The 12834-nt window shown below is 35.9% G+C and carries 13 protein-coding genes; 1 reads left to right on the top strand and 12 read right to left on the bottom strand.

Features of this window, described 5'->3' with window-relative positions:
• Window positions 1–2: 2 nt before the first annotated feature.
• The 11 genes from hisB to FN817_RS04175 all read right to left on the bottom strand — a co-directional run bounded on the left by hisB (window position 3) and on the right by FN817_RS04175 (window position 11396).
• Entirely contained in the window at window positions 3–1097 is a 1095-nt protein-coding gene (gene hisB / locus FN817_RS04225) for a bifunctional histidinol-phosphatase/imidazoleglycerol-phosphate dehydratase HisB (RefSeq protein ID WP_142716852.1), read from the bottom strand.
• A 167-nt stretch (window positions 1098–1264) separates the two neighbouring features.
• Window positions 1265–2290: a histidinol-phosphate transaminase gene (gene hisC / locus FN817_RS04220; RefSeq protein ID WP_142716851.1), complete on the bottom strand. Its 1026-nt coding sequence runs from the start codon at window positions 2288–2290 to the stop codon at window positions 1265–1267.
• A 194-nt stretch (window positions 2291–2484) separates the two neighbouring features.
• The gene (gene hisD / locus FN817_RS04215) at window positions 2485–3759 is read right to left on the bottom strand and encodes a histidinol dehydrogenase (RefSeq protein WP_142716850.1); all 1275 of its coding nucleotides are present in this window, start codon (window positions 3757–3759) and stop codon (window positions 2485–2487) included.
• Window positions 3760–3925: 166 nt separating this feature from the next.
• Window positions 3926–4783: an ATP phosphoribosyltransferase gene (gene hisG, locus FN817_RS04210; protein WP_142716849.1), complete on the bottom strand. Its 858-nt coding sequence runs from the start codon at window positions 4781–4783 to the stop codon at window positions 3926–3928.
• Window positions 4784–5030: 247 nt separating this feature from the next.
• Window positions 5031–6128 carry a glycosyltransferase family 4 protein gene (locus tag FN817_RS04205; RefSeq protein WP_142716848.1) on the bottom strand — a complete coding sequence of 366 codons (1098 nt, stop codon included), beginning with the start codon at window positions 6126–6128 and terminating at the stop codon, window positions 5031–5033.
• Complete coding sequence (locus FN817_RS04200) at window positions 6125–6901, bottom strand: polysaccharide deacetylase family protein (RefSeq protein ID WP_142716847.1); 777 nt, start codon at window positions 6899–6901, stop codon at window positions 6125–6127. The genes FN817_RS04205 and FN817_RS04200 overlap by 4 nt, the downstream gene beginning before the upstream one ends.
• A gap of 1 nt (window position 6902) precedes the next feature.
• Window positions 6903–7832, bottom strand: a complete 930-nt coding sequence (locus FN817_RS04195; RefSeq protein WP_142716846.1) for a glycosyltransferase family 2 protein — start codon at window positions 7830–7832, stop codon at window positions 6903–6905.
• 5 nt (window positions 7833–7837) lie between these two features.
• Window positions 7838–9007, bottom strand: a complete 1170-nt coding sequence (locus FN817_RS04190; RefSeq protein WP_142716845.1) for a glycosyltransferase family 87 protein — start codon at window positions 9005–9007, stop codon at window positions 7838–7840.
• Between the two features lie 29 nt (window positions 9008–9036).
• Complete coding sequence (locus FN817_RS04185) at window positions 9037–9849, bottom strand: 2,3,4,5-tetrahydropyridine-2,6-dicarboxylate N-succinyltransferase (RefSeq protein ID WP_142716844.1); 813 nt, start codon at window positions 9847–9849, stop codon at window positions 9037–9039.
• 71 nt (window positions 9850–9920) lie between these two features.
• Window positions 9921–10532 carry a methyltransferase family protein gene (locus tag FN817_RS04180; protein WP_142716843.1) on the bottom strand — a complete coding sequence of 204 codons (612 nt, stop codon included), beginning with the start codon at window positions 10530–10532 and terminating at the stop codon, window positions 9921–9923.
• Between the two features lie 291 nt (window positions 10533–10823).
• Window positions 10824–11396 carry a C40 family peptidase gene (locus tag FN817_RS04175; RefSeq protein WP_142716842.1) on the bottom strand — a complete coding sequence of 191 codons (573 nt, stop codon included), beginning with the start codon at window positions 11394–11396 and terminating at the stop codon, window positions 10824–10826.
• 154 nt (window positions 11397–11550) lie between these two features.
• Between FN817_RS04175 and FN817_RS04170 the strand changes: the two genes are divergently transcribed.
• On the top strand, window positions 11551–12186 hold the full coding sequence (locus FN817_RS04170) for a hypothetical protein (protein WP_142716841.1): 636 nt from the start codon (window positions 11551–11553) through the stop codon (window positions 12184–12186).
• A gap of 37 nt (window positions 12187–12223) precedes the next feature.
• Here the strand turns inward: FN817_RS04170 and FN817_RS04165 are convergent, their stop codons facing one another.
• Window positions 12224–12592, bottom strand: coding sequence for a hypothetical protein (locus FN817_RS04165; RefSeq protein ID WP_142716840.1), 369 nt, complete (start codon window positions 12590–12592; stop codon window positions 12224–12226).
• Between the last annotated feature and the right edge of the window lie 242 nt (window positions 12593–12834).

The following is a 12834-nucleotide window of genomic DNA, read 5'->3' as shown; positions in this document are numbered from 1 at the left end:
ATTTATAAACTTCCTTTTGTAGAAGGCAAACTGTAATTAGTATCTGATTGGTTTACTGCCATTTTAACAGCTTTCGCAAAGGCTTTAAAGATAGATTCAATTTTGTGGTGTTCATTATCTCCTTCTGCTTTGATATTCAGATTGGATTTCGAGGAATCTGTAAAAGATTTAAAGAAGTGAAAGAACATTTCTGTTGGGACATCCCCTATTTTCTCTCTTTTAAATTCAGCATCCCAAACCAACCATGGTCTTCCCCCGAAATCAATAGCCACCTGAGAAAGGCAGTCATCCATCGGAAGCAGGAATCCGTATCTCTCAATCCCTTTTTTCTTTCCTAAAGCTTTTATAATAGCCTCTCCCAGCACAATTCCGGTATCTTCTATGGTGTGGTGCTCATCTACCGCAAGATCTCCATTAACTTTGATCTTAAGATCCATATTACCGTGTCTTGCGATCTGGTCAAGCATGTGATCAAAAAAGTGAAGCCCGGTTGAAATATCAGATTTTCCGTTTCCATCGAGATTAACTTCAATTTCTATATCGGTTTCATTGGTTTTCCGGGATACCTTAGCCTTCCTCATTCCTGATTTTAAGAACTGATAAATCTCTGCCCATCTCGTCGTAGACAGCTCTGCTTCTTCATTAAAGTTTTTATTAAGATAAATAGCTTTAGAACCCAAGTTTACAGCCAATTGAACATCAGTACTTCGATCACCGATTACATAGGAATTTTCAAGGTCATAGTTGCCATAGATGTATTTTCCCAGCATTCCGATTCCTGGTTTTCTGGTAGGAAGATTTTCGGACTCAAAGCTTTTATCAATTAAGATATCACTAAAAACGATTCCTTCATTTTCAAATGCCTGCAGCATTTTTTCATGTGGTTTTATAAAATCTTCTTCGAGAAAGCTCTCCGTTCCCAATCCATCCTGATTGGTTACCATTACCAGTTCATAATCCAGTTCATTGGCAATTTTTGACAGGTTCTGGAAAACTCCCGGATAAAACTCAAGCTTTTCCAGAGAATCAACCTGAAAATCTGTAGGCGGTTCAATAATCAATGTTCCGTCACGGTCTATAAAGAGTACTTTTTTCATATGTTTTTATAAATTATTTTTAACCATTAAGCTTTTTAAGTGATTAAGTAGTATTAAGAACATAGCTGAAGCTATTGATTTAGCTTTGCATTTTATTCATCCTGATGAATCTTAACTTTTCTTATTATCTTCGTTTCTCTTAATGGTTTATATTTTAACAAGCTATTCTATATTCCTTTTAAAAGGTTAATTAATTTTTCATTTTCTTCGCGGTTTCCCACATTAATCCTGATACATCCTGGGATTGCAGGATCTCTTCTGCTGGTTAAAATCTCTTCTTCAAGCATTTTTTCATATACATCGTCTATGTTTTCCATTCTGATCAGAAAGAAGTTCGCATCTGTGGAAAATACTTTTGAAATGCATGTAATTCCTTCAAACTGCTGCTTCAGCCATGTTCTCTCTTCCAAAATACGGTTTACGTTTTCCTGAAGTCTGTTTTCATCATCCAATGTTTTTAAAATCAGTTCCTGGCTCAATACATTCACGTTATAAGGTGCTTTTACCGTATTGATCAGGCTGATCATTTCCTCGGAGGCGTAAGCCATTCCTACCCTTGCCCCTGCAATTCCCCATGCTTTGGAAAATGTTTGCAGTACAATTAAGTTGGAATATTGATCCAAAAGTTCAATACTTGATTTTTTTCCTGAGAATTCTATGTAAGCTTCATCTACTACTACAATACCGTTGAAATTCTGAAGGTAAAATTCAATATCATCAACGCTGTTTCCGGTAGGATTATTAGGAGAGCATAAAAAGAAAATTTTAAGAGATGAATCATCCGCAACTTTTAAAAAGTTCTCTTTTACAATTTCAAAGTTTTCATCAAGATCCAGTTTCAATACTTTATTTTCATTGATTGCCGCATAAAAACCATACATCGCAAAAGACGGATTCATCATCAGAATGGCATCTTTTTTAGGCTCACAGAAAATTTTAATGATAAGGTCTATCAGCTCATCACTTCCGTTTCCTATGGCGATCTGTGAAAGTGAAAGGTTTTTAAGACCGGCAAGCCTGTTTTTAAGCTTTTTCTGAGTGGAATCCGGATAACGGTTGCATTCTCCAAAAGGACTTTCATTCGCATCCAGCATAACAGGAGCATTAAATTCATTGTGATCTCTGAAACTGATGTAGGGCTGTAATTGTAATATATTTTCTCTTACCAGAGTCTTGATACTGTTATTTTTCATTGTATTGTTTATTTAAAACTATTTTTAAACCATTAAGATGAATTGGGTTATTTAAGAATAGTGAAGAAGATATCTTCAGATCTTTATTAAGCAGTGAGTTGAATTCAAATGTATTTGAATCTTAACTTTACTTAAAGTCTTTATTTTCTTAATGGTTCAATTTTTTGGATAAACTTTGCGTTTTCCAACAATTATTATTTTAATCTTATGGATACTGCATTTTTGTGGGCAAACAGGCCTTCTGCTTCTGCCATGAGTTCTATTGTTTTTCCTAAATTCCGGAGACCTTGTTTTGAAAGATGCTGGAAGGTTATTTTCTTCACAAAACTATCCAATGAGACTCCACTGTAGTTTTTTGCATATGCATTGGTAGGAAGCGTGTGGTTCGTCCCGCTTGCATAGTCTCCGGCACTTTCACAGGAATAATTTCCGAGGAAAACCGAACCTGCATTCTGAATTTCCGGAATATATTTTTCAAAATCATTGATAGCCAGGATAAGGTGTTCAGGAGCGTAAAGATTACTGAATTCAAGAGCTTCTTCCAGAGAATTCACCAAAATAAATGAACTGTTTTCCAGAGCTTGGGCGGCAAATTCATTTCTTGGTAATTCTTTGATTTGTTGATCAACAGCATTGATTGTTTCATTGAAAACTTTAAGATCAGTAGTAATAAAAACAACCTGACTGTCACTCCCATGTTCTGCCTGTGAAAGAAGATCTGCAGCACAGAATTCAGGAACAGCCTTTTCATCTGCTATGACGAGAACTTCACTTGGGCCGGCAGGCATATCAATCGCAACCCCAAAACGCTGTGCATATTCTTTGGCTGCTACGACAAACTGATTTCCCGGTCCGAAAATTTTATTAACCTGAGGAATACTTTCTGTTCCTAAAGTCATAGCCGCTATAGCCTGGGCACCACCTGTTTTAAAGATTTCTGAAACTCCGCAGAGCTTTGCTGCATAAAGAATCGCAGGATTGATATTTCCGCTTTTATCCGGAGGTGTACACAATACAATTTCTTTACAACCGGCAAGATTGGCAGGAACCGCAAGCATTAATACAGTAGAAAACAAAGGTGCTGTTCCTCCCGGAATATAGATTCCAACTTTCTCTACGGCACGGTTTTCACGCCAGCAAACAACTCCCTGAGTAGTTTCTATTTTTTGCATTTCCTGTTTTTGTGAAGCGTGAAATATTGAAATATTCTCTTTTGCCTGTAAAATCGCCTGTTTCAGTTCATCTTTTATCTGCTTTTGTGCATCTTCAATTTCTTCTTTGGAAACCGAAATACGTTGAGTATTTGCTTTATCGAATTTTTTATTGAACTCTATTAAAGCTTTATCTCCGTTTTTTTCAACTTCTGTAAAAATTTCTGTGATGAGTCCTGAAATTTCCTGTTGCTCCAGAACAGGACGCTTTACCAGGTCTTTCCAGTTGTCTTTTGTGGGAAATCTGTATATATTCATTGTATTATTTTTAATCTTTTTTTGAACCATTAAGATTCTTTTAAGTTGTTAAGTTTCATTAAGATCATAGCTGAAGCTATTTATTAAGCGGGGCTTATTCTTTCATCTCTGATGAACCTTAACTATTCTTCATATCTTCATGATCTTAATGGTTAATTACATTTTTCTAAATAACCATTTTATCAATTGGAATGATTAAGATATCCTGTGCTCCGTTATCTTTCAGTTCATCAATCACTTCCCAGAATCGTTCTTCATCAATCACAGAATGAATACTGCTCCAACCTTCTTCTGCAAGAGGAATAACTGTAGGGCTTTTTAATACAGGAAGAACTTCCGATACTTTCTGAATCTTTTCATTGGGAACATTCATCAGAATATATTTTGAGTTTTTTGCTTTTAAAACAGCTTTGATCCTGAATACAAATTTTTCAAGTATGGCTTCCTTTTCTACTGACAATTGAGGTGTTTTAGCCAAAACAGCTTCTGATTTCAGTAAAGTAACCGTTTCACGCAATCCGTTTTTGAATAGTGTGCTTCCGGAGCTGACAATATCACATATCCCGTCTGCAAGACCAATATTCGGTGCTATTTCTACGGAACCTGAAATGACGTGAATGTCTGAAGTGATCCCCTCTTTTTCTAAAAAGTTTTTAAGAGTATTTGGATAAGAAGTGGCAATTTTTTTACCCTGAAAATAAGAGAGTTCATCGGTTTCTACTTCTTTGGGAACAGCCAATGAAACGCGGCATTTTGAAAATCCAAGCTTCTGGATTGTTTTTATATTTTTACCTTTTTCGATCAGGAGATTTTCGCCTAGAATAGCAACATCTACCACTCCATCTTCAAGATATTGCGGGATGTCTGAATTCCGAAGGTACATGATTTCCATCGGAAAGTTATCTACTGAAACTTTGAGCTGGTCTTTCCCGTTGTTGACAAAGATTCCGCAGTCTTTGAGAAGCTGAAGAGATTCTTCGTAAAGCCGGCCGCTTTTTTGGATTGCAATTTTTAATTTACTCATTTTGCCTTTTTTGGGTCCGAGCAAATAAAAACTGATCTGTTGAGATTTCTGAGGAGAATTCAGGAAACAAAAAAACCGTCTATTTACTCAGACGGTTTTAATTATTTTTGATTTTAGCACATACTTATATCAATCAATTCCGCCTAACAGAGATGATGATGATAATGATGTAATGCTAAAAAATTTGGTTTCATTGTATTGAATTATGATGCAAATGTAGGATTTATTTTTAAAATGCAAACTTTTTTCAGATAATTTTTTGATAAAAATTCATCAACTGTTTTGCAATGGGTTCGTCATTAAACTTCTGGACAAACTCGAAACCCTTTTCCTCACGTCGTTTTCTCTCAGATTCATTTTCCCAGAGAAATTTGAGTTTGGCCCTAATATCAAGATCATTATCCGGATTGATATAGACAGAGTCTTTTCCTCCTGCTTCCGGCAGACAGCTGGTATTGCTGGTAACGACAACCGTTTTGGAGAAAAGCGCCTCAATCACAGGGATTCCGAAGCCTTCAAAAAAACTCGGATAGACAAAAATATCTGCCAGTTTATAAAGACAGGCAAGTTCATCCATAGAAACTCCTTCCAGGAAAAATACCTGCTTTTCCATTTTATTTTTTTTCAGGAAGTTTTCTATTTTCTGGTAATACTTGGTCTTCCTTCCCACTACTACAAGAGGAATTTCTGTACCCTTGATTGCTTTTACGACATTTAAAAGGTTTTTACGTTCTTCTATGGTTCCTACGTTGAGGATAAATCTTTCAGGAAGGTTATATTTGTCCTTCACAGCCTGCATCAGTTCAGGAGACTGCTGTTCTTTAAAAGCATGATGACATCCCTGATAAATAACTTCAATCTTGGTCTCAGGAACTTTTAAATACCTGATAATATCTCTTTTGGTCTGTTCTGAAATAGCGATGATTTTATCGGCTATATCAGCAGCTTTTTTAAATTTCCAGAAATGGATTTTCCTGTCAAAAAAAGAATAATATTGTGGATATCTCACAAAGATCAGATCATGAATGGTAACTATCTTTTTAACAGGTTTTGAATCCCATTTTAATGGAAGTTCACCGGATAAGCCATGGAAAATATCAGCTCCTAGCTTTTGGGCATCTTTACCCATTTTCAGCTGGCGTGAAAAATTTCCTTTTGAAGTTTCAATAAAATGAACATTCGGGCGATCAAGGATCTCTTTTCCGCGTTCCGATTTGTTTTTATTAAGCAACAGATACTCGTTATCCGGTTCATACTCAGAAAGTATTCTTACCAGATCTCTTGAGTAGTTTCCCAATCCGGATGTGTTGTGGAAAAACCGTTTTGCATCAAAGGCAATCTTCATCGTTGTATCTGTTTTTGAAATTCCTGAAATGTACCGAATGTATATCCTTTCGCTTTCAACCAGCCTACGAACGAATCAAATCTTTCCACCATTTCTTTTCCTGAGTTTTTTACTGTAAATCCAGGAAGTTTAAAGGCCTCATCTTTGATCTCTGCAAATTCCCACGGATGGAAATAAATATTAAGATAATTATCCTTTTTCAAGGTGTCTGAAGCCAGTTTCTTGTACAGAAACAACGGGAAATTATGGAAACTTAACCAAAACAGTGGAATTCTGAAGTTCGGTGACACAGAAGCCGGAACCTGTGTTACATTTCCTTCTTTGAAATAGGTCCTGGATACTTTTAAATTGTTATATCTTCCCGGTAAAAACGTAGGATTAATGGATGAATTGTATGAATATCCTGCCCTTTCAACTTCTTTTTCGTCTACGGGCATCATTCTCGGCATTCTTAATCCGGTTACCTTTGCGGAAAATAATTCTTCCAGTTTTTCTCTTGATTCTTTGAGATGTTTGTCCTCAAATTCTGAATGAAACCACGTGTGAGAAGCCAGTTCATGACCTTCGCTCAATAGTCTTTCAATAAGATGTCTGCTGTTTTCTGCAAAAACTACGGTAGAAAAGAAAGTAGCTTTGGCATTATGTTTTTTAAGGATATCGAGTATTCTCTCTAATCCTGTCTGTGAAATTGAAATCTGCTTTTCAAAGGGAATTTGACCCTTATATTCTAATGGCATATCAAATTCTTCAATATCAAAACTCAATAAAACCATTCTAAAAATTTTTGTTTTTAATAATATAATTAGGCCTGTCTTTCACCTGTTTAAATATTTTACCTAAATAAATCCCCATGATTCCGAGGATGATCAGCTGAAGCCCTCCGAAGAAAACAATGGTCATAATCAATGATGCCCAACCCGAGATCTCTGTTTTTGCAATGAAGGAATGAACCACATATGCACCATATCCGATTACCGAAAGAGCTGAGAATAAAAAACCCAGATAAGCTGCCAAATACAATGGTTTCACACTGAAAGCAGTGATTCCCGTAAAGGCAAAGGTGAACATTTTTTTAAGATTGTAGCTGCTTTTTCCTGAAAGTCTTTCTGCAGCGGTAAAGTCAATTCCAATCTGTTTAAATCCCATCCAGCTCGTCAGTCCTCTGAGGAATAAGTCATCTTCGTTAAAATTTCTCATTACATCCACTGCTCTGGCATCCAGCAATCTGAAATCTGAGCCGCCTCCTTTTGTTAGATTAACGTCTGACAGACTTGATAAAAGCTTATAAAATAAGTCTGATGTTTTTCTTTTAAAGAAGGAAATTTCCTTAGGATAAGTCCTGAAAGTAAAAACCACATCATAGCCTTCCTCCCACTTCTGAATCATTTCCGGAATAATCTCCGGCGGATGCTGAAGGTCTCCGTCCATCGAAATAACTGCATTTCCCAAGGCACTGTCCATTCCTGCTTTCACAGCGGGCTGATGTCCAAAATTCCTCGAAAACTCAATGAATTTCACTTCATCATATTGCTTGGAAAGTTCTTCTAATTTTTGTTGCGTATTGTCTCTGCTGCCATCGTTTACAAATATGATTTCAAAGTCGTAATTAGGTAAGCCATCAAAAACTTCTTTAATTTTCTGATGGATCATTGCGACATTTCCTTCTTCGTTATAGGCAGGAATTACAATTGAAATTTTCTTCATATTTATTAATTCAGGCTGTAATTTTTCTCAAAATCTTTAGTCAGAAGTTCATATGTTACTCTCAACCAGATTACAATACAAGGTACAGCTTTTAATGAATATTTAATGATATAGTTTTCTTTTACAAATTTCGGAAACAGATCCGAAGTGGAAAAACAGGTGAAAATAATAACGAAAACAAGCAATCCTATGATAAGCGGTGTTCTTTCTTTCTGAAGGAAAAACCATATCAGCACTCCTACAACCGCAATAATATAGGTTGGAGATTCTGAACTTGAGCTGAACAATACCAAAAACAGTAATGTTGAAGCCAGAATCATTAATTGGAATGCATAGTGCTTATACTGCTTGATTCTGATATAAGGTAAAGCAAAAAGCGGCAATCCGCCGGCTAAAAATACGAGATTGGAGATAGAAGCATCACCTAAAACTCTTCTTACAAAGCCCATCAGTGAGATGTCCTGCATATTTCCCAACACCTGGTTTTCACTGTTTTTCTCTACAATAGACTGAAACCAGTCTGAGTAACACTGAATCACAAACTGCGGGCTTGAATACGCCATCGGAAGTACAAAAAACAATACGGCAATAGCAATTCCTGAAAGAATAAATTTCGTTTTATTTTTTATGAAGAAAAACTGTGTCAATCCTACAATTCCGTAGATCTTCACAAATATTCCTATTAAAATTGCAGTTACAGATTTTACTTCTTTTCTTTCGTAAATATATACTGCAGATAACAGTAAAAGACCTGTCAGTGCTACATTAAACTGCAAACTTAAAGCTGCTGTAATGTATTCCTGAAGGCAAAGCAGCCCGAAAATTGCTTTTTTACTGTCTGAAAACGGCAGTTTGTAAATACCATAAATGAAGATAAAAGTATTGGCAATATTCCAGAGTGAAATTCCCAGCCAATCCGGCATCATGGCAAACGGAGCAATCAATGCACTGAAAAACACGCCATAATGGTTTAAGTCAAAATAAAGATCAGGATAATGGATAAATAAGTTTTTCTGATGAATGGTATTAAAGAATACATTTTTAAAAATCAGATAATTATTGATCGCATAATCTCCTCTCAGGTATTTGGAAATTGCTGTAACAACGGATATAATAAGATAAACCCCAAATATATATTTAGGGTTTAATAATATTTTAAGAAATTTTTCTTTCAAGATTGTGGTATTAGCTTACAATATTAATTTTAAACCGCTACATTATTATCTCTCAATGCATCATTCAGAGATGTTTTCTTGTCTGTAGATTCTTTTCTCTGACCAATGATCAATGCACAAGGAACCTGGTATTCTCCAGCCGGATACTGTTTTGTATAGCTTCCAGGGATTACTACTGAACGTGCAGGAACTCTTCCTTTGATTTCGATAGGGGTATCTCCTGTAACATCGATAATTTTTGTTGAAGCTGTCAATACTACGTTTGCACCCAATACGGCTTCTTTTTCTACGTGAACTCCTTCTACAACGATACATCTTGAACCGATGAAGCAGTCATCTTCAATGATTACCGGCGCTGCCTGTAACGGCTCCAATACTCCACCGATACCTACACCACCACTCAGGTGAACATTTTTACCGATCTGTGCACAGCTTCCTACTGTTGCCCATGTATCTACCATTGTTCCTGAATCTACATAAGCCCCAATGTTTACATAAGATGGCATCAAAATCACTCCCGGAGCAATATAAGCTCCTTCTCTTGCCACTGCATGTGGTACAACTCTCACTCCTTTTTCAGCATAATTTCTCTTTAAAGGCATTTTGTCATGAAATTCAAACGGACCTACTTCAATAGTTTCCATTTTCTGGATCGGAAAATACATTACTACTGCTTTTTTCACCCATTCATTTACCTGCCATCCGTTTTCAGTAGGCTCTGCTGTACGAAGTTCACCTTTATCAACCAAAGAAATAACCTCTCTAATCGCCTTCTGGCTGTCTTCATTCTGCAATAAATCTCTGTTGTCCCAGATATTTTCAATAGTTTGTTGTAACGACATGTTTCTTATTTAAAATTATACCGGCCAAAGATACAAAAAAGTTCAGCAAAACGGTTTTTAACGTTATGCTTTTAATAAAGGCTCAGCATACGCTTAACCCTATTTTTATAGGCAAGGTAAATTTGTCCGTGTTCTTTCATCAAATATTCCTCCTCAAGCCGAATCTGAATCTGCATCAAAACACTTCCCATCAAAAGGAAAATAAGAGCAATTGCCGTTGGGACAACAAGAAAAAAACCAACAAGACTTATCGTTATTCCCAGGAATATAGGATTTCTGGAAAATTGGAACAATCCATGGGTCACCAATTCTGTTTTTGTTGAATTATCGATCCCGATCCGCCATGAATTCTTCATTTGCAGCTGGGCTGTGATGACCCAAATCAGAGCAAAAATCATTAAAGCAAATCCTGAGTACTGAACAAAATTATATTCCAGAATGGTGATTTTAAACGCATTGAAGATGTTTTCCGGAAAAAACAAAAGAAGCATTGTATAGATAAAAAGTGCAGACAGTACAATCTTAAAATAGAATCCTACAAGTCCATAAGCAGAATCATCCTTAGGAAGGACATTAGGGTTTTTACCAATTTGTTTTGCCACTTTGTAGCTGATGCCCACAAAGGACGCGGCAAAGAAAAGTATGAAATATAAAGGAATAAAAAACCTGATAAAGTCTGTCATTGATAATAGTTTCGAGCAAATTACCGGAGTTTTGTGATGCAATCCTATTGCAATGACACGGCCTGTATTGGGATTTCAGAAATTTTCAATTGGAAACCTAGAATTCCCCTCCACCGGAGGGGTGGCGAAAATTCAAAGAATTTTTGACGGGGTGGTAAAGAATATCGTTATATAAGTTTTGGGTAAAACCAGTTGATTGTTTCATTTTTTATTGAACGGGCTTTAGCCCGTTCCTATTGAATTTCATTCTTTCCCTGCAGACAAAATATTAATTTAATGCATTTTAAAGATTTACAGAACTCTTTGGGCATGAAGATATGCCTTATTCCAGTATTTTTCGTTCAGGGATGAAATCATTACTCCTTTTGAGGTAGAGGCATGGATGAATTTCACTTCTCCGTCAGGGCCAATATCATGAACAATTCCTACGTGAGACACTCTGCTTCCTCCTGCGGTTGCAAAAAACAAAAGATCACCGGGTTTTACCTCTCTGATATCAATATTTTTTCCGGCTTCAGCCTGATCAGAAGATCTTCTTGGAAGGTTGAAGTCATTTTCTTCAAACACTTTTACAGTAAATCCGGAACAGTCAAAACCTGATGATGTATTTCCTCCGAATTTATAGGGTGTTCCGATGTATTTTTCAGCATCCTTCAGAATATCATTAATTGATCTGGATACACTTCCGTTAAATTTTGAATCCAGTTTTCTGAGGTTCTCAGATTTGGCAACGGTTTTCGTATTTGATTTTTTGCTGCCGGAAACACTTTTTGATGATCCACAGGACACTACAAAAGCAGATGCAATCAGTAAAACAGACCACTGCTTTATTCTCATTTTCTGTTCAAATAATCCCAATCCCATATTCGTCTGATTTTTACTCGGTTAAGTAATTGTTCAACAAATATACATTTTATATTTTAATTACAATATAACTATACTACAACTATATGATAAATATATGTTAAAATTTTGTTTTCATTTATTTATTGGTATATTTGATTTCTATTTTGAAGATATGGCAACATATGAAAGTCTCATCAAGATCACGGGAGCTGTAGGCGACCTGGTATTTTATAATCTGAACGGTAAGAATGTGGTTCGGAAGAAAAGCGGGTTCAATAAAGCTGCTTTTAAAAAAAATCCCTCGTATGAGAAAGTCCGGCAGAACAGTTCGGAATTCGGGCATTGCTCCAAAATCGGGAAGGTTATCAGGAATACTCTGGATCTCTATATCAAAGAAGCAGGCGATCCCCTCCTCTACCAGAAGTTCGCAAAGGTTATGACAATGATCAAAGACCTTGATATAATTTCCGAAAGAGGAAAACGAACGGTTGAGAATGGTTTAAAGACTGAAGAAGGAACAAAGCTTCTGAGAGAATTTCAGCTGGGTACGCTTCCTACTATTTCGGATTGTATCAGAATTGAAGATCAGATCCTCTATAAAAAAGATGATTGTGTCGCTGATAAAACCATAATTTTAACTATAAAATTAGATTCTGAAAATTACAGCACAGAATATACTGAAGAAATAATCAGTTGGGATCAGCAGCAAAAGCCTTTTAAAAAGCTTTTTTCAGAAAATGATCTTCTTCTTTATTTTATAGTCCTGAAGAATGATCATGATGAAATTACCCACATGGGATTTGTTTAAATAAAAAAGTCTGCAGAATCTGCAGACTTTCTTGTTTTTATTTCTTTTCTCCTTTCCAGCTTCCTGATGTTGCAGGTGTTGGAAGTGAGTTGGACCAGTTTCCGTTTCCTTTTTTTTCTGTTGTTAACGTTCCCTTGAAATCTCCTTGTGAAGGAAGTCCTACTCTCGCGTTAAGATCTCCTGATTCACTTAAATTCCCGGTAATGCTATAGTTTTCATTATTAACATCGGAATGCATTGTTCCTACCACTTTACCACTCTCATCTACCACGAAGTTCCAAACTCCTTTATCATTTCCTTCGTAAGAACCTGACCATGTTCCTACATAATCATAGATAGTATCATCATCAGAGCTGCAGCCGATAAATAAAAACGCCGTAAATAAAAGTAAAAAAAGTTTCTTCATAGTTTCAGTAGTTTTATAACCTAAAATCCTGTTATTCTCAATGTACTTCTTTTCTAAAAATTCAGTCACAGAGAATAGTGTTTAATATTTATTATTTTTTTGTTCCGTGCAAATCTACTAATTTTTTCATTCAAATTATCTGAATTTTAATTAGTACCCGATATGTTTATTAAAAAACAACATATTTCGGCTAAAATACAAATATTTTTCAAACAAATATAAGGTGTATAATTTTTGAGTTA

Origin of the sequence: Chryseobacterium rhizoplanae, assembly GCF_900182655.1 — a bacterium.
Lineage (GTDB): Bacteria > Bacteroidota > Bacteroidia > Flavobacteriales > Weeksellaceae > Chryseobacterium > Chryseobacterium rhizoplanae.
The sequence above is the reverse complement of the archived record's forward strand: the minus strand, read 5'-3'. Positions and strand labels throughout refer to the sequence as shown.

Excerpts from the sequence above, each read along its gene's own strand:
- hisB (WP_142716852.1), bottom strand. The coding sequence starts at position 1,097 with ATGAAAAAAGTACTCTTTATAGACCGTGACGGAACATTGATTATTGAA.
- hisC (WP_142716851.1), bottom strand. The coding sequence starts at position 2,290 with ATGAAAAATAACAGTATCAAGACTCTGGTAAGAGAAAATATATTACAA.
- hisD (WP_142716850.1), bottom strand. The coding sequence starts at position 3,759 with ATGAATATATACAGATTTCCCACAAAAGACAACTGGAAAGACCTGGTA.
- hisG (WP_142716849.1), bottom strand. The coding sequence starts at position 4,783 with ATGAGTAAATTAAAAATTGCAATCCAAAAAAGCGGCCGGCTTTACGAA.
- FN817_RS04205 (WP_142716848.1), bottom strand. The coding sequence starts at position 6,128 with ATGAAGATTGCCTTTGATGCAAAACGGTTTTTCCACAACACATCCGGA.
- FN817_RS04200 (WP_142716847.1), bottom strand. The coding sequence starts at position 6,901 with ATGGTTTTATTGAGTTTTGATATTGAAGAATTTGATATGCCATTAGAA.
- FN817_RS04195 (WP_142716846.1), bottom strand. The coding sequence starts at position 7,832 with ATGAAGAAAATTTCAATTGTAATTCCTGCCTATAACGAAGAAGGAAAT.
- FN817_RS04185 (WP_142716844.1), bottom strand. The coding sequence starts at position 9,849 with ATGTCGTTACAACAAACTATTGAAAATATCTGGGACAACAGAGATTTA.
- FN817_RS04180 (WP_142716843.1), bottom strand. The coding sequence starts at position 10,532 with ATGACAGACTTTATCAGGTTTTTTATTCCTTTATATTTCATACTTTTC.
- FN817_RS04175 (WP_142716842.1), bottom strand. The coding sequence starts at position 11,396 with ATGGGATTGGGATTATTTGAACAGAAAATGAGAATAAAGCAGTGGTCT.
- FN817_RS04170 (WP_142716841.1), top strand. The coding sequence starts at position 11,551 with ATGGCAACATATGAAAGTCTCATCAAGATCACGGGAGCTGTAGGCGAC.
- FN817_RS04165 (WP_142716840.1), bottom strand. The coding sequence starts at position 12,592 with ATGAAGAAACTTTTTTTACTTTTATTTACGGCGTTTTTATTTATCGGC.